19 protein-coding genes are annotated in these 14,523 nt (G+C 60.7%); 15 read left to right on the top strand and 4 right to left on the bottom strand.

What is annotated here, in order from left to right; genetic code table 11:
* The first annotated feature begins 90 nt into the window (after window positions 1-90).
* From argC to Q5Y75_RS04615, 9 genes are all read left to right on the top strand, one after another.
* Complete coding sequence (argC, locus tag Q5Y75_RS04655; RefSeq protein WP_306194787.1) at window positions 91-1,119, top strand: N-acetyl-gamma-glutamyl-phosphate reductase; 1,029 nt, start codon at window positions 91-93, stop codon at window positions 1,117-1,119.
* A gap of 7 nt (window positions 1,120-1,126) precedes the next feature.
* On the top strand, window positions 1,127-1,573 hold the full coding sequence (gene ccmE, locus Q5Y75_RS04650; RefSeq protein WP_306194785.1) for a cytochrome c maturation protein CcmE: 447 nt from the start codon (window positions 1,127-1,129) through the stop codon (window positions 1,571-1,573).
* 124 nt (window positions 1,574-1,697) lie between these two features.
* Complete coding sequence (locus tag Q5Y75_RS04645) at window positions 1,698-2,309, top strand: holin-associated N-acetylmuramidase (protein WP_306194783.1); 612 nt, start codon at window positions 1,698-1,700, stop codon at window positions 2,307-2,309.
* Window positions 2,300-2,878 carry a holin family protein gene (locus Q5Y75_RS04640; RefSeq protein WP_306194781.1) on the top strand — a complete coding sequence of 193 codons (579 nt, stop codon included), beginning with the start codon at window positions 2,300-2,302 and terminating at the stop codon, window positions 2,876-2,878. The genes Q5Y75_RS04645 and Q5Y75_RS04640 overlap by 10 nt, the downstream gene beginning before the upstream one ends.
* Window positions 2,879-2,952: 74 nt before the next feature.
* Entirely contained in the window at window positions 2,953-4,917 is a 1,965-nt protein-coding gene (locus Q5Y75_RS04635; protein ID WP_306194779.1) for a heme lyase CcmF/NrfE family subunit, read from the top strand.
* A complete protein-coding gene (locus tag Q5Y75_RS04630; protein WP_306194777.1) occupies window positions 4,914-5,384 on the top strand; it encodes a cytochrome c-type biogenesis protein in 471 nt (156 codons plus the stop codon). Before Q5Y75_RS04635 ends, Q5Y75_RS04630 begins: the two co-directional genes overlap by 4 nt.
* Window positions 5,385-5,488: 104 nt before the next feature.
* The gene (locus Q5Y75_RS04625; RefSeq protein ID WP_306194775.1) at window positions 5,489-6,265 is read left to right on the top strand and encodes an enoyl-CoA hydratase-related protein; all 777 of its coding nucleotides are present in this window, start codon (window positions 5,489-5,491) and stop codon (window positions 6,263-6,265) included.
* Between the two features lie 5 nt (window positions 6,266-6,270).
* Window positions 6,271-6,813 carry a hypothetical protein gene (locus Q5Y75_RS04620; RefSeq protein ID WP_306194773.1) on the top strand — a complete coding sequence of 181 codons (543 nt, stop codon included), beginning with the start codon at window positions 6,271-6,273 and terminating at the stop codon, window positions 6,811-6,813.
* Between the two features lie 64 nt (window positions 6,814-6,877).
* Window positions 6,878-7,072 (top strand): hypothetical protein, encoded by a 195-nt coding sequence (locus tag Q5Y75_RS04615; protein ID WP_306194771.1) that lies wholly within the window; start codon window positions 6,878-6,880, stop codon window positions 7,070-7,072.
* A 77-nt stretch (window positions 7,073-7,149) separates the two neighbouring features.
* Here the strand turns inward: Q5Y75_RS04615 and Q5Y75_RS04610 are convergent, their stop codons facing one another.
* The 4 genes from Q5Y75_RS04610 to Q5Y75_RS04595 form a co-directional block, all read right to left on the bottom strand.
* Window positions 7,150-8,040, bottom strand: a complete 891-nt coding sequence (locus Q5Y75_RS04610; RefSeq protein WP_306195698.1) for a DMT family transporter — start codon at window positions 8,038-8,040, stop codon at window positions 7,150-7,152.
* 109 nt (window positions 8,041-8,149) lie between these two features.
* The gene (bmt, locus tag Q5Y75_RS04605; RefSeq protein WP_306194769.1) at window positions 8,150-9,163 is read right to left on the bottom strand and encodes a betaine--homocysteine S-methyltransferase; all 1,014 of its coding nucleotides are present in this window, start codon (window positions 9,161-9,163) and stop codon (window positions 8,150-8,152) included.
* Window positions 9,164-9,288: 125 nt separating this feature from the next.
* Window positions 9,289-9,609 (bottom strand): DUF1476 domain-containing protein, encoded by a 321-nt coding sequence (locus Q5Y75_RS04600; RefSeq protein WP_306194767.1) that lies wholly within the window; start codon window positions 9,607-9,609, stop codon window positions 9,289-9,291.
* A gap of 140 nt (window positions 9,610-9,749) precedes the next feature.
* Window positions 9,750-10,154, bottom strand: coding sequence for a hypothetical protein (locus Q5Y75_RS04595; protein ID WP_306194765.1), 405 nt, complete (start codon window positions 10,152-10,154; stop codon window positions 9,750-9,752).
* Between the two features lie 256 nt (window positions 10,155-10,410).
* On the opposite strand from Q5Y75_RS04595, the gene Q5Y75_RS04590 reads away from it, so the two are divergent.
* From Q5Y75_RS04590 to purQ, 6 genes are all read left to right on the top strand, one after another.
* On the top strand, window positions 10,411-11,448 hold the full coding sequence (locus tag Q5Y75_RS04590; protein ID WP_306194763.1) for a class I SAM-dependent methyltransferase: 1,038 nt from the start codon (window positions 10,411-10,413) through the stop codon (window positions 11,446-11,448).
* Between the two features lie 4 nt (window positions 11,449-11,452).
* Window positions 11,453-11,773 (top strand): hypothetical protein, encoded by a 321-nt coding sequence (locus Q5Y75_RS04585; protein ID WP_306194761.1) that lies wholly within the window; start codon window positions 11,453-11,455, stop codon window positions 11,771-11,773.
* Between the two features lie 170 nt (window positions 11,774-11,943).
* Complete coding sequence (purC, locus tag Q5Y75_RS04580; protein WP_306194759.1) at window positions 11,944-12,702, top strand: phosphoribosylaminoimidazolesuccinocarboxamide synthase; 759 nt, start codon at window positions 11,944-11,946, stop codon at window positions 12,700-12,702.
* A 112-nt stretch (window positions 12,703-12,814) separates the two neighbouring features.
* The gene (locus Q5Y75_RS04575; protein WP_306194757.1) at window positions 12,815-13,486 is read left to right on the top strand and encodes a MarC family protein; all 672 of its coding nucleotides are present in this window, start codon (window positions 12,815-12,817) and stop codon (window positions 13,484-13,486) included.
* A 105-nt stretch (window positions 13,487-13,591) separates the two neighbouring features.
* The gene (gene purS / locus Q5Y75_RS04570; RefSeq protein ID WP_306194755.1) at window positions 13,592-13,825 is read left to right on the top strand and encodes a phosphoribosylformylglycinamidine synthase subunit PurS; all 234 of its coding nucleotides are present in this window, start codon (window positions 13,592-13,594) and stop codon (window positions 13,823-13,825) included.
* Window positions 13,822-14,490, top strand: a complete 669-nt coding sequence (gene purQ / locus Q5Y75_RS04565) for a phosphoribosylformylglycinamidine synthase subunit PurQ (RefSeq protein WP_306194754.1) — start codon at window positions 13,822-13,824, stop codon at window positions 14,488-14,490. Before purS ends, purQ begins: the two co-directional genes overlap by 4 nt.
* Window positions 14,491-14,523: the final 33 nt, after the last annotated feature.

Here is a 14,523-nt window from a genome sequence, read left to right as displayed (position 1 = left end):
TAAGTCAATGTCGGCAACCTCCCTGATTTGTAGTAAATTGGCCGTCCATGGGCGGCCCGACCCCATGACATCGAATGAAAGAGGTCTGACATGACCCATAAAATCGCAATCCTTGGCGCCAGCGGCTATACCGGCGCGGAACTGGTGCGGCTGATCGCCGAACACCCCGCGCTGGAGATCGTGGCGCTGGCGGCTGAACGCAAGGCGGGCCAGAGCATGGCGCAGGTCTTTCCGCATTTGCGGCATCTTGACCTGCCCGAGCTCTGCAAGATTTCCGAGATCGATTTCAGCCAGATCGATCTGTGTTTCTGCGCCTTACCGCACAAGACTTCGCAGGAAGTAATCCGGGAGTTGCCGAATACGCTCAAAATCGTTGACCTATCGGCGGATTTCCGGCTGCGCGATCCCGAGGATTACGAGAAATGGTATGGTAATGCGCATGCGGCGCTTACCCATCAGGAAGAGGCGGTCTATGGCCTGACTGAGTTCTACCGTGAAGAGATCAAGGCGGCGCGGTTGGTGGCAGGCACGGGCTGCAATGCGGCCACCGGCCAATATGTGCTACGCCCGCTGATCACCTCCGGGGTGATCGATCTAGATGATATCATCATGGATCTGAAATGCGCGGTTTCTGGTGCAGGGCGCTCGCTCAAAGAGAACCTGCTGCATGCCGAGTTGAGCGAAGGCTACAACGCCTATGCCATTGGCGGCACCCACCGGCATCTGGGCGAGTTCGATCAGGAATTCACCAAGCTCGCCGGGCGGCCCGTCCACGTGCAGTTCACCCCGCATCTGATCCCGGCCAACCGAGGCATTCTGGCCACCACATATGTGAAGGGCGATCCGCAAAGCGTTTATGAGGCGCTCTGCTGGGCCTATGAAAACGAGCCGTTTGTTGAGGTTCTGCCCTTCGGCGAGGCCCCCTCAACCCATCATGTGCGCGGCTCGAATTTCTGCCATATCGGCGTGTCTGCCGACAGGATCGAACGGCGCGCTATTGTGATCGGCGCGCTGGATAACCTGACAAAAGGTAGCAGCGGGCAGGCCTTGCAGAACGCCAACCTGATGTTAGGTGAACCTGAAACAACGGGGCTGATGATGGCCCCCCTGTTCCCGTGAGGATGACATGAAGTCGCTGAAGAAACGTCGTCGCATACAGGTGATCGTGCTGGCCACGGTTGCTTTGGTCATCGCTACCGGGCTGATCGGTTATGCGATGCGCGACGGCATCAATTTCTTCCGCTCCCCCAGCCAGGTGGTCGCCGAACCGCCCCAGCCCAGCGAGGTTTTCCGCATTGGCGGGCTGGTCGAAGAAGGCAGCCTGATCCGTGGACAAGGCGAGACGGTTGAGTTTCTGGTGACCGATGGTGGTGAGAGCGTGAAGGTGGTATTTGCTGGAGTGCTGCCCGATCTCTTTGCCGAGAACCAGGGGATGGTGGGGACCGGAAGCTACGTGAATGGCGTCTTCGAAGCCTCTGAAATTCTTGCCAAACATGATGAGACCTACATGCCCAAGGAAGTGGTGGACGCGCTGAAGGAACAGGGCGTTTATCAGGAGCCGGGCGAAAGCTGATCCGCTTGCACGGTGCGTATTCAGGAAGAAGGAAAGCGGGGCGTTGCGCAGGCAGCGCCCTTCTTGTTTGCGCCGCTTAAAGACCTGAGCCGCACCGTTTGCTTGAGATTGCAGAGGGTAGGTGATGCAGACAGTCAAACAAATTGCACAAGGCATTGTAGCGCGCGAGGGCGGCTTCGTGGATGATCCGGACGATCCGGGCGGGGCCACCAAATATGGCGTCACCATTCACACGATGCGCCGTCTCGGCCTCGATCTGGATCGCGACGGCGATGTGGACACAAGCGATGTGCGGGCGCTGAGCCGGGCGCGCGCAGTGGAGATTTTCGTCGCCCATTATTTCGAACGTCCCCGGATCGACGATCTGCCGCAGATCCTGCACGCAACGGTATTCGATATGTATGTGAATGCCGGCGCGCAGGCGGTGAAAATCCTGCAGCGCCTGTTGCGCGAAATGGGGTTTGGGGTGGCGGTGGATGGCGTGATCGGTCCAAAAACCGCAGGCGCTGCGCATCGGGCGGCGGAGCCGGATGCGCTTGCCTTGCGCGACGCTTATGGCGTGGCGCGGCGGAATTATTACTTCCGGCTCGCGGATCGCCGCCCCGCCAGCCGCAAATATGCGCGCACGCGGGCAGGCGGCAAGGGCGGCTGGATCAAGCGCGCCGAAGAGTTTCTGTCGCAACGCTATCATCTGGATCAGGCGGCATTTCAGCAAAGGGTGGCGACATGGGGTTGATCGACGGGGTGATGGCCCTGCTGTTTGGAGGCGGGCGCAATGTGGTGCGTGAAACGGCGGAGGTGTTTCGCGAAAACGCCGAGGCTGGTGCAGTGCGCGGGGCGGAAGCCCGGCAGCAGGCCTTGACGCAGTTCCGGGCGGAATTTGCGCAACCCCGGCAGGGGGGCTTTGACCGCTTTGTCGACGGGCTCAACCGCTTGCCGCGCCCGGCGCTGGCTTTTGGCACGCTGGGCCTGTTTGTGGCGGCGATGGTCGACCCTTTGTGGTTTGCCGAACGCATGCAGGGCATCGCGCTGGTGCCCGAGCCGCTCTGGTGGCTTCTGGGCGTGATCGTGTCGTTCTATTTCGGGGCGCGCTATCAGGCCAAGACCCAGGATTTGCAGCGCGATCTGGCCCGTACCCTTACCCGCGCGCCGCAGTTCAAAGCCAATATCGATAGGCTGCGGGATTTGCGCGCCGACAACCCCGGTAGTGCCGATCCCGGACCTGATGCGGCGCTCGCCTTGGAGCTTGAAACCACCGATCCGAACCCGGCGTTGGAGGATTGGCGGCAGCTGCAAAGGGCCTGATCCGCGACACTATGCGCGCCGCGCCCAGTCGATTGTGATTGGACGCGGACAGGGCCGGGTTTATACCAAGGCCCATGACAGCAGAACTTGGACATTTCGCCCTCATCCTCGCCTTTCTGGTGGCCATTGTGCAGATGGTTGTTCCGCTGGTTGGCGCGCATCGGCGCTGGCCTGGCTGGATGGCCATGGCCGAACCGGCGGCCACAGCGCAGTTCCTGCTGACGGCTTTTTCCTTCGGCGCGCTGATGTGGGCCTTTGTCACCTCGGATTTCTCGCTGAAGCTGGTGACGGTCAACAGTCACTCGGCCAAGCCCATGCTCTACAAGATCAGCGGCACATGGGGAAACCACGAGGGCTCGATGTTGCTATGGGTGCTGATCGTGACTCTGTTCGGCGCTATGGCGGCGTGGTTTGGCGGTGGGTTGCCGCCCACCTTGAAAGCGCGGGTGCTGGCGGTTCAATCGGCGATCGCGGTGGCGTTTTTTGCCTTCATCCTCTTTACCTCGAATCCGTTCATCCGGCTGGCCGTGCCGCCCTTTGACGGACAGGACCTGAACCCGCTGTTGCAGGATCCAGGCTTGGCCTTCCATCCGCCGTTTCTTTATCTCGGCTACGTGGGACTGAGCATGGCGTTCAGCTTCGCCGTTGCCGCCCTGATCGAAGGGCGCGTGAATGCCGCTTGGGGTCGTTGGGTGCGGCCCTGGACGCTGGCGGCGTGGATTTTCCTGACCATCGGCATCGCGCTGGGGTCCTGGTGGGCCTATTACGAGCTTGGCTGGGGCGGCTTCTGGTTCTGGGATCCGGTTGAGAATGCCAGTTTCATGCCCTGGCTGCTGGCCGCCGCCTTGTTGCATTCCGCTATCGTGGTGGAAAAACGCGAAGCCTTAAAAAGCTGGACCATCCTTTTGGCGATCCTGGCCTTCGGCTTTTCGCTGATCGGGACGTTTATCGTGCGCTCGGGCCTGCTGACCTCGGTCCATGCCTTTGCCAATGACCCTGAGCGCGGCGTGTTCATTCTGGCCATTCTGGCGTTTTTCACCGGCGGGGCGCTGACGCTTTACGCTGCGCGCGCGCAAGCGATGGAGGCCAAGGGCGTCTTTGGCATGGTCAGCCGCGAAAGCGCGCTGGTGCTGAACAATATCCTGCTGGCGGTCAGTTGTTTCGTGGTCTTCTTCGGCACCATGTGGCCGATGGTGGCCGAGATGTTCTTCGACCGGAAACTCTCGGTCGGGCCGCCCTTCTTCAACGCGGCCTTCACGCCGTTCATGGTGGCTCTGGGGCTGGCGCTGCCGCTTGGGTCGATCCTGCCGTGGAAGCGTGGCAAGCTGGGCCGCGCTACCTGGTCGATGCGCTATGCGTTCGGGCTGGCGGTGGCGGTGACGCTGCTGGTCTGGGCGATGCAGACCGGGCGCAGCGCGCTGGGTCCAGCTGGCGTGTTCCTCGGCGTCTGGGTCACCTCCGGCGCGATTGTCGATCTGTGGAGCCGGACGGGGCGCAAAGGCAGCCTTGGCCGCCTGTTCCGCCTGCCGCGTGCTGATTGGGGCAAGGCGGTGGCGCATTCGGGTCTGGGTATCACAATCTTCGCCGTTGCGGGTCTGACCGCTTGGGAGCATGAGGATATCCGGGTTGCGCAATTTGGCGAGCCTTTTGAGGTCGGGGCCTTTACCGTAAGGCTGGACAAGGTCGAGCGTCTGGCCGGGCCTAATTACTTCTCCACGATGGGTTCGGTGCAATTGTCGCGCGACGGGCGTGAGATTGCCATGTTGCACCCCGAAAAACGCGACTATCCGGTGGCGCGGATGCCCACCACCGAGGCGGCGATCGACTACCGGATCATGCGCGACGTCTATGTGGTGCTGGGCGATGAGCAGGCGAATGGCGGCTGGACGGTACGCACCTATATCAAGCCCTTCGCCAACTGGATCTGGGCCGGATGCCTGTTGATGTCGCTGGGGGGGGCGCTGAGCCTGAGCGACCGGCGTTTCCGGGTCGCGGCAGGTGCGCGCAAGGCGCCTGCGGGTGGGGTGCCGGCAGAATGATGGCTATCCTCAGACGCGTGAAACTTGTTGTGCTGATGTTTCTGATGGCGCTGCCCGTCGCGGCGGTGCAACCCGATGAGGTTCTGGATGATCCGGTGCTCGAAGAACGCGCCCGCGAGTTGAGCAAGGGGCTGCGCTGCCTTGTCTGCCGCAATGAGAGCATCGATGAAAGCAACGCGGGGCTGGCCCGCGACCTGCGCATTCTGGTGCGTGAACGGCTGGTGGCGGGCGATAGCGATGATGAGGTGATCGCCTTTGTGGTCGACCGCTATGGCGAGTATGTGCTGCTGCGCCCTACGGCGGATGGGGCCAATCTGATGCTCTGGGCGGCGGGGCCGCTCATGCTGTTGCTGGCGGCGCTGACCGGGTTCTTCTACCTGCGAAAACGCGCGACCGCCACCGCACCCGAAGAGACGGCGCTGACACCGGCAGAGCGCAAGCGGCTGAGCGAGTTGCTGGACGAATGAGCCCCGTCTGATCTGGCGCTTGTCGCCACGGGACCTGCCATTTGCCTTTGCCAACCGGCCCTGACCGGTGTTCTATGCGCCAAACCCTCTGACCGGAGCCTTTCATGGAATACGACACCATCACGCTTGAGATTGCGGACAATCTCGCGGTTCTTACCCTGAACCGCCCAGAGAAGATGAACGCGCTGAACAGCCAGATGCGGGCCGAGATTCCTTATGCGATGCACGAAGCCGCCAAATCAGCGCGCGCCATTGTGCTGACCGGTGCAGGTAACGCGTTCTGTACCGGGCAGGATCTGGGTGATGCGGGCGGTGCCGGGCGGATCGATCTGGAACGCACGCTGCGCGACGAATATGGCCCCATGCTGGAGGCGATCTATGATTGCCCGCTGCCCACCATCGCAGCGGTGAATGGCCCGGCGGCGGGGGCCGGGGCCAATCTGGCACTGGCCGCCGATGTGGTGATCGCGACCGAAAGTGCCTATTTCCTGCAGGCTTTTGCCCGGATCGGCCTGCTGCCCGATGCGGGCGGTACCTGGTTCCTGCCGCGCCAGATGGGCATGGCCAAAGCGATGGGCGCGGCGCTTTTCGCCGACAAGATCACCGCCACCCAGGCCGAGCAATGGGGCATGATCTGGGAAGCCGTGTCGGATGACGCCTTCGAGACCCATTGGCGCGACCGGGCTGCCTATCTGGTAAATGGTCCGACCCAGGCTTTCGGCGCAATCAAGAAGGCGATCCGGGGCACCTATAGCGCTACCCTGCCGGATCAGCTTGCCACCGAGGCGCATCTGCAGGGCGAATGTGGCCGCAGCCGGGATTTCAAGGAAGGTGTCGTGGCCTTCATGGAAAAACGCCCGGCGGTCTTCGAAGGGCGCTGACCGGTTTGGTAAAGAGCGGAAACAACGGGCTCGAAGAGCCTCCCGAACTCAGCCGCCGCCCGGCGACGGCATTGATCGCCTTTGCCAGTTCCATGGCGATGGATGACGATGTCGACGAAGAAGTGCTGCGCCGCCTGATCCGCGCGGTGCTGAGCAAAAAGGCCGAACAGGCCGCGCTGATCACCGGTCTGGGGCTGACCAACAACCCCCATACCGCGTTGATCGTCTCGCATCTGCTTGCGGCCCATGTGGCCGAGCTGCGCCAGCAGGAAAACGGGCTGCTCGATGCCGATCAGGTGACTGGCGTCTGGGGCCAGCGCCTGACCGTTGGCGCGATGCTGGCGGCGATGGGCGCGGCGATTCCGGGCACGTTGAGCGGCGGCGTTGCGATCGCGCTGGTGCTTCTGGCCATGTCAGCGGGCGCTTTTGCCGCGGCGGGTCGGCTGCGCGGACGGTCCAAACGTAACCAGATCGCCCGCAACCGGGAGGAGGCCGAAGCCCTGTCGCGGCACCTTCTGGAGGCAATAAAGACCGCGCCATCGCTCTAATGTCGCTCTGATGTGGAAATTTTATCCCAATGGGCCTATATTGGGGATGTGAAAGGAGACTGTCATGCTGGAAGGGATTGGACTGGACACAACGATGCTCTGGGCAGCGATCGGGTTCAGTGCGCTCGGCCTAGGGGCAGGGGCCTATATGTTCTATCGGGCTCGACCCGCGACCGAGAACGCTGATGTCAGCGACATCGTGAAATCGGCACCCTATCACCGGGTGCATAATGATCTGAAGATCAAAAGCGGCAACTGAAACAGCCTATTGCCGCCTGACCGGGTTTCGTGGCCGAAACACCGGATGATTCCCTGTTTGTTATGACGGACTGAGCCTCAGTTGGCTTTCTGTTGTCCTCGCCACAGGATGAACAACCCTGACAGCACAATCAGCCCGCAGCCCAGCAGCGTCGCCGCGTTGAGCTGTTCGGCAAAGACGAACACACCCAGACCGATGCCGAATAACAGCCGCGTATAGCGGAACGGCGTGACCGCCGAAACCTCACCGGTGCGCATCGCCTTCATGAGGCTCGAATAGGCCAGAACCCCGGCCAGCACCGCGCCACCGAGAATAAGCGTCGTAACCGCATCCGGCAGTTGGAGGCGCGTGCCTTCCCACATCGAATAGATCACACCCGCCAGAATAATGGAGAGGAAGCCGTAGAAGCCGAGAACCGCCGTGCCCAATGTGGCCGGGGCGGCGCGGCTGGCGAGGTCTCGTCCGGCAAAGCCCAACATGCCCAGCACCGCGAGGATGGAGAGCGCCGAAAAGCTCTCGGCACCGGGCTGGATGATGACGACAACCCCCGCCAGCCCGATCAGGATCGCCGCCCATCTGCGCCAGCCCACCTGCTCGCCAAAGACCAGCGCTGCGCCCGCAACGACCACGATCGGGGTCGCCTGCAGGATCACGGTCGCCGAAGAAAGCGGCGTGAGCGTGATGGCTAGCACGTAGAATAATCGCCCGAACACCTCAAAGACAGCGCGGATGCACATCGGGCGCGAGACCACGTCGCGGGTGAAGATCGGCTCGTTCCGGATCCCCGCAAGAGCGGCAAAGACGCAGGTGCCGCCCAGACCAAAATAGATCATGATTAGGCCAATGGGCAGGCTGCTGTGAGAGGCCTTGAGCAGCGCGTCCTCGATGGCAAACCCGGCCATGGCCGCAACCATCCAGAGACTGCCGATCAGATTGGCCCGACGGTCGGTTGCGATCAGGGGTGCCACGAAATGCCCGATATTGTCGCGGCACCTGCCCAATGCAACTCCGCCCACCCCGACAGGTCGGCGAATATGCCGCTCATGTCAATTCGAAACAGCCCCGCGGGCCGGGCGCTCAGGCGCGGCGGCGGCGGCGCATGCGACGCTCGGGCACCGCCTCGTCCCCGGTGCCGTCCGAAGCCGAGGTGAAGGGGCCAAGCGCTGCGGTGATCTGGTCAAGCGTCGGAGGTGCGCCGCGCGTGCCCTGATCCAGTATGGCACGCATGTGGCGCAGATGCTCGGGCATGGTGCCGCAGCAGCCACCAACGATACGCGCGCCCGCATCCCGCGCCATCCCGGCATATTGCCCCATCAGTTCCGGCGTGCCGTCATAATGGATATGGCCATCGACATATTTCGGGATGCCCGCATTGCCCTTGGAGATGATGGGCCGCTCTGTTCCTTGTGCGACAAAGCCCAGCACGGTGCGCAGGATATCGGACGCGCCGGTGCCGCAATTGGCGCCAAAGGCAATCGGCGGGTTGGGGAGCGTCTCGACCAGCTGCGCCAGATCGGAGGAGGTCACACCCATCATGGTCCGCCCGGCAGTGTCAAAGCTCATCGTGCCGCACCAGGGCATATCGGCCAGCGCGAAACCATCAGCAGCGGCGCGGAATTCCTCGGGCGCACTGATGGTTTCCAGCCAGAGCACATCTGCACCGCCCGCTTTCAGGGCGTCGGCCTGTTCGTGAAACATCTCGACCGCCTCGGCATGGCTGAACGTGCCGACGGGCTCGAAAATCTCACCCGTGGGGCCGACCGAGCCTGCGACCACGACCTCACGCCCCGACTTGTCGGCCACCTCGCGGCCGATCTCAGCCCCCAGGCGGTTCAACTCACCCACGCGATTCTGCGCCTCGTGCAGTTTCAGGCGGGCGGCGGTGCCGCCGAATGTGTTGGTCAGGAATAGATCGCTACCCGCATCAACCGCGCCCTGATAGAGTGCAGTGATCTTCTCGGGCGCATCGGCGTTCCACAGCTCGGGCGCATCACCCGATTGCAGGCCCATGGCAAACAGGTTGGTACCCGTGGCCCCGTCGGCCAATAGAGTGTCCTTGGTGGTGAGCAGGCGGGTCAAAGCATTTGTCATGGGGTCATACCGGTCTTGCCGCCAAAAGGGCGGTCTTGAGCTGAGACACCCCGTCTCTCACGAGCGGGGTGTCAAATCAAATTCATAAAACTCATGAAGATCATGAGGGTCGCAGCAGGCTCCGGTCAGCCAGCGGCTTCGTTCAGAATCTGCCTTCTTGCCTCGACCATCAACTCGGCGCGTTTGGCGCGGATCTCATCGGTGGGCACACGGCCTTCCAGATCAGCGGTGACCTTGCGCAGGACATCCTCGTGGCCGGGTTCCTCGAAATCGGCCTTCACGACGGTTTGGGCGTATTCGTCTGCGGCGGCACCGGTCTTGCCCAAGAATTCTGCGGCCCAAAGCCCCAGCATCTTGTTGCAACGGGCTTCTGCCTTGAACTGCATTTCCTCGTCATGAGCAAACTTGGCTTCAAATGCGTTTTCGCGTTCATCGAACGTGGTCATGGATGGGGACCCTTATCAGGTTGAGACTGTTACCAGTGATATGCCCCCGCAAAACCCCGTTCGCAAGAGGGTTGGCATGCGGCAAAGCCACGCTTTTGCGCCTTTATGTCTGTCCCGGATCGGATCGGCGGTCTCGAAGCTTATTGAATCGACAGGTCGATATTGTAGCCCACGGTTTTATCGGTATCCCGATCATTGCCCATCAGGTAGACGCGGATCGTGTAATCTCCGCTGTCGGGCAGGTCGATCGTTGTCGAATTGCCGTTGATCGAGCCGATATAGATGGCCTCTCCGTCGCTGCCCGGCGGCAGAATGTTGAAATAGATCGTGCCATTGCCATTGGTGTCGGTCGCTTGCAGTTCAACAAACATCTTCTGACCAGCATTCGCCCCGAGCCTGTAGTCGAAATACTCGTCGCCGGTGATGGTGCCATTGACCATCGTCCCGTAATTGCCCGGTGCGAATTTCACATCCGCTGTCATCTGTGCCTGCACCGAGGGTGCCGCCAGCAGGCAGGCGAGCAAGCCAAGGGTCAAGTGTTTCATAGATATGTCCTCTATCGCCACTCCTCTGACCGTAGCCTGCAGGGTTTGCAGGTCAACATCGAGCGATTGATCGTTGTGCGCCCAGTGATGAGGAAAAGCGAGGGATGCAGGTTCCGCCTGCCTGCGCGGGTTATGAAAAACTGAAGGGCGCCTGCGATCAAATTTGATTTGTTGGAGCCGCGTCACAGATAACCAGACGGCGCGACCAGAAAATGAGCTGGCAGCCTGTAACTAAAGACCGAGGGAGATCGACCATATGAGACAAGCCCGTAAGATGCTGTCTGCGAACTTTGCTGAAGAACACGCCGACAAGATACCCACTCTGCTTTCCGTCAGTGAACAGGCGCAGAAGTTCCTTGCAGAAGTAGGAGGGGCGGGCAAGAAGATGCGCGTGGTGATCGAAGTAGATGATCAAGGCGTGCTGTCTTCGACACTGGAGGCTGATCCAGAATTGCTTGAACTTTCCCAAGCGATGAAGCTGCAGTTCCGGGGCGAGCTAATTGCGGATGGCTACAACATCCGCAAAGTCGATTTCTCAAAGATACACGGCGTCGCCGGAAACGACCTCGGCAAACTTGCTGACGCCATGGAGATACCCGATGGCGCCCGCGTGCTTGACCTGATGTGCGGATATGGCGCCGTGAGCGCACACATATTGAATCGGGCAGCAAATGAGGGGCATAGCATCGAACTCAGCATGTGCGATCTGCACAAGGTCCAGCTTGACCGGATACCAGATGAGGTGCGCGAGGCGGCGGCCGATGTGACAGTTGGTGATGCACGCAACCTTCCCTACGAGGATGCCAGTTTTGACGCCGTGGTCATCAAAATGGGGCTGCATGAGGTGCCTCATATCGACCAGCCTCTGGTGTTTCAGCAGGTTTTTCGGGTGCTGAAACCCGGCGGGCGATTTGTCATCTGGGAGGTCATGCCGGATACCGGCGAGCAGCAGGATGCGTTTACCGAGCAGATGCAGAAGAAGAATGAGCTGGCCGGATACGAATCCATCGTTGTTGACCGTTACTTTACCCGTGGCGAGCAGATGCCGTGGCTTTACGAAGAGGCCGGGTTTGCTGGGGTGAAGCAGGTTTTTGAGGCCAACTTCCACCAAAGCACCCTTGGCCGTCTGGATAGCGAACTTGGTGGCGATCACCACAAGCTTGATGACCTCAATGCGTTTGTACGGCGCTGCACGCCCGACGCCATCCGAACCGAAGTCGACTACAAGGACGAGGGCGACAGTATTTCGATGAAAGTCCCAAATCGCATTTTTCGCGCGATAAAGCCGGAGTGAGCCGATGCCCAGCTTGAAAGTTTTTGTAGATACGAAAGATCCGGTCTCGGACGCGGTTCTGGAAACGCTGAATGATGTGGTCATCAAAGGGTTGGAGGCACATGGCGAACACGCAGTGGTTGCCGTTATTCCCGATGCAAAAGTGAACCTCTCCGGCTGTTATGTCGAACTTACTTGTCGGCACAAGGCGAACCGAACGCCCGAGATACTACAGGCGCTGGCCGAGACCCTTGATCAAACCACACGCAGTCTGTTTGGTCTGAACGATCCGGTGCGGGTGCGCATCATCATGGTAGAGGAGAACCTTTTGGGTGCGGTTAACTGAACGGCAGTGACACTGTAACAGTCTTGCATCGCAGCGTGAGACGCGGGTTGGTTTCGGTTTCCGATTACTGTTTCTCGGCTGTTAAGCAGCTCGCTTGCGGCACCGACGCACTTGCACTATGAGGGCGCGGTGGAGGGTCGATCCTCCGTCCTCACCCCGAAAGGTCGGCAATGGCACGTCGCAAGAAAATATACGAAGGCAAGGCGAAGATTCTGTATGAAGGCCCCGAGCCGGGCACCATCGTGCAATACTTCAAGGATGACGCCACCGCCTTCAACGCCGAAAAGAAGGACGTGATCGAAGGCAAGGGGGTGCTGAACAACCGCCTGTCCGAGTTCTTCATGACCGGCCTCAACCATATTGGCGTGCCGACCCATTTCCTCAAGCGGCTGAACATGCGCGAGCAACTGGTGCGCGCCTGCGAGATCGTGCCGCTGGAAGTGATCGTGCGCAACTTTGCCGCCGGGACCATGTCGAAACGGCTGGGCATCGAAGAGGGCACGCAACTGCCGCGCCCGATCGTGGAATATTGCTACAAGGATGATGGGCTGGGCGACCCGCTGGTCACCGAGGAGCATATCGCCGCCTTCGGCTGGGCCAGCCAGCAGGACATGGACGATATCCTGAGCCTTGCTTTGCGGGTCAACGATTACATGTCGGGGCTTATGTATGGCGTCGGCATCAAGCTGATCGATTTCAAGATCGAGATCGGGCGGGTCTATGATGGCGATTTCCAGCGCCTGATCATCGCTGACGAGATCAGCCCCGACAGCTGCCGCCTGTGGGATATCGAGACCGGCCAGAAGCTGGACAAGGACGTGTTCCGCCGTGATCTGGGCAATCTGACCGACGCATATTCCGAAGTGGCCCGCCGTCTGGGCGTGATGCCGAAATCGGCCCCGGTGAGCAAGCCGACGCTGATCAACTAAAAGAACGCTTATAGAAATATGGCCGCTCCGGATCGTTCCAGAGCGGCCTTTATTTTTGTCCTGAACTATTGTTCTCATAGGCGCAGCGGGGCGGCGCGAAGGGCAGGGAACAATGGCGGAGCTTTTTGATCAGGCGGTGTTTCTGAAATTTCTCGGCGCGGCGCTGGCGATCTTCAACCCGTTGTTCAACATCCCGATCTTTCTGAGCATGACATCGGGCTGTACGAAGGCCGAGCGGCTTCGTGTTGCGATCATTGTGACCATTGCGATCACCATCATCGCAATGATTGCTGTGGTGACGGGTGAAGAGATACTCGCGATTTTCGGCATTGATGTACCCTCGTTCCGGGTCGCCGGCGGGATCATCATCTTTGGGATCGGAATGTCGATGCTCAATGCCGAAGACCGGGCGAAAGGCGATCAGACCGCTGCTGCGGACGGGCATGAACGCAAGATGAACTTTGCAGTGGTGCCACTAGCTATTCCACTGACCATCGGGCCGGGCATGATCACCACGACGATCGTGTTCTCTCATCAGTTGTCGGACGGAGCCGAGGTTGTGACGCTTGGGTCGGCCGCGCTGATCGCCTGCGCGATTGTGGGGGTGGGGCTGATCTTCGCCGATCAGATCTCGAACCTTCTGGGAAAGACGATGATCAGCGTGATCACCCGGATCATGGCAATCATTCTGGTCGCCATCTCGGTCGAGATGGTGCTGACCGGCATATTCTCGTCCATCGACGCGCATTACCCGCAACTGATGTCCGGTGCGGCTGGCAGTTGAGATCACTGTGCGGGAAGGGTTGTTCAAATCCGGCAGGCGCGCTATTGCGACGCGCAACGGAACAAGGGCCTCGGACAGTCCGGGCCGCGCTGGGAGTTGCGACAGATGAAGGCACGGGTGCATGTGATGCTCAAGAACGGGGTTCTCGATCCGCAGGGCGAGGCGGTGCGCCACGCGCTTGGCGCGATGGGCTTCGACAAGGTCGAGGGCGTGCGCCAGGGCAAGGTGATCGATCTGCAACTGGCCGAGGGCGCCAGCGAGGCGGATGTCACCGCCATGTGCGAAAAGCTGCTGGCCAACACCGTGATCGAATCCTACAGCATCGAGATGCAGGGATGAAGGCGGCGGTCATTGTCTTTCCTGGCTCCAATTGCGACCGCGATCTGGCGGTAGCGTTCGAGCGCGCGGGGTTTGATGTTGCCATGGTCTGGCACAAGGATGCGGACCTGCCCGAGGGCGTCGATATCGTCGGCGTGCCCGGTGGCTTTTCTTATGGTGACTATCTGCGCTGTGGCGCGATTGCGGCACAGTCGCCCATCGTGCGCGCGGTTAAGGCGCATACCGAGCGCGGCGGCTATGCGATGGGCATCTGCAACGGCTTCCAGATTCTGACCGAGACCGGCATTCTGCCCGGCGCATTGTTGCGCAACGCGGGGCTGAAATATATCTGCAAGACCGTTGGGCTGAAAGTTGCCACCAGCGACAGCGCCTTCACCGAAGGCTATAACGCAGGCGACGTGATCGGCATCCCGATTGCCCATCACGACGGCAATTATTTCGCCGATGACGACACCGTGGCGATGCTGCACGATCAGGATCGCGTGGCCTTTACCTATGACCAGAACCCCAACGGCTCGGTGGCCGATATTGCGGGGATCCTGTCGGAGAACCGCAGGGTGTTGGGGATGATGCCCCATCCCGAGCGCGCCGCTGATGAAGGCCATGGCGGCACGGACGGGGTGGCGCTCTTCCGCGCATTGGCGGGTGTGCTCACGCCAGCATGACTTGAGCAGAACTCCGCGCCCAAGTAGCGTTGC

The organism is Ruegeria discodermiae, from assembly GCF_030758345.1.
Classification (GTDB): domain Bacteria; phylum Pseudomonadota; class Alphaproteobacteria; order Rhodobacterales; family Rhodobacteraceae; genus Ruegeria_C.
The sequence above is the reverse complement of the archived record's forward strand: the minus strand, read 5'-3'. Positions and strand labels throughout refer to the sequence as shown.

Coding starts and splice junctions, on each gene's coding strand:
- argC (WP_306194787.1), top strand. CDS start 91: ATGACCCATAAAATCGCAATCCTTGGCGCCAGCGGCTATACCGGCGCG.
- ccmE (WP_306194785.1), top strand. CDS start 1,127: ATGAAGTCGCTGAAGAAACGTCGTCGCATACAGGTGATCGTGCTGGCC.
- Q5Y75_RS04645 (WP_306194783.1), top strand. CDS start 1,698: ATGCAGACAGTCAAACAAATTGCACAAGGCATTGTAGCGCGCGAGGGC.
- Q5Y75_RS04640 (WP_306194781.1), top strand. CDS start 2,300: ATGGGGTTGATCGACGGGGTGATGGCCCTGCTGTTTGGAGGCGGGCGC.
- Q5Y75_RS04635 (WP_306194779.1), top strand. CDS start 2,953: ATGACAGCAGAACTTGGACATTTCGCCCTCATCCTCGCCTTTCTGGTG.
- Q5Y75_RS04630 (WP_306194777.1), top strand. CDS start 4,914: ATGATGGCTATCCTCAGACGCGTGAAACTTGTTGTGCTGATGTTTCTG.
- Q5Y75_RS04625 (WP_306194775.1), top strand. CDS start 5,489: ATGGAATACGACACCATCACGCTTGAGATTGCGGACAATCTCGCGGTT.
- Q5Y75_RS04615 (WP_306194771.1), top strand. CDS start 6,878: ATGCTGGAAGGGATTGGACTGGACACAACGATGCTCTGGGCAGCGATC.
- bmt (WP_306194769.1), bottom strand. CDS start 9,163: ATGACAAATGCTTTGACCCGCCTGCTCACCACCAAGGACACTCTATTG.
- Q5Y75_RS04600 (WP_306194767.1), bottom strand. CDS start 9,609: ATGACCACGTTCGATGAACGCGAAAACGCATTTGAAGCCAAGTTTGCT.
- Q5Y75_RS04595 (WP_306194765.1), bottom strand. CDS start 10,154: ATGAAACACTTGACCCTTGGCTTGCTCGCCTGCCTGCTGGCGGCACCC.
- Q5Y75_RS04590 (WP_306194763.1), top strand. CDS start 10,411: ATGAGACAAGCCCGTAAGATGCTGTCTGCGAACTTTGCTGAAGAACAC.
- Q5Y75_RS04585 (WP_306194761.1), top strand. CDS start 11,453: ATGCCCAGCTTGAAAGTTTTTGTAGATACGAAAGATCCGGTCTCGGAC.
- purC (WP_306194759.1), top strand. CDS start 11,944: ATGGCACGTCGCAAGAAAATATACGAAGGCAAGGCGAAGATTCTGTAT.
- Q5Y75_RS04575 (WP_306194757.1), top strand. CDS start 12,815: ATGGCGGAGCTTTTTGATCAGGCGGTGTTTCTGAAATTTCTCGGCGCG.
- purS (WP_306194755.1), top strand. CDS start 13,592: ATGAAGGCACGGGTGCATGTGATGCTCAAGAACGGGGTTCTCGATCCG.
- purQ (WP_306194754.1), top strand. CDS start 13,822: ATGAAGGCGGCGGTCATTGTCTTTCCTGGCTCCAATTGCGACCGCGAT.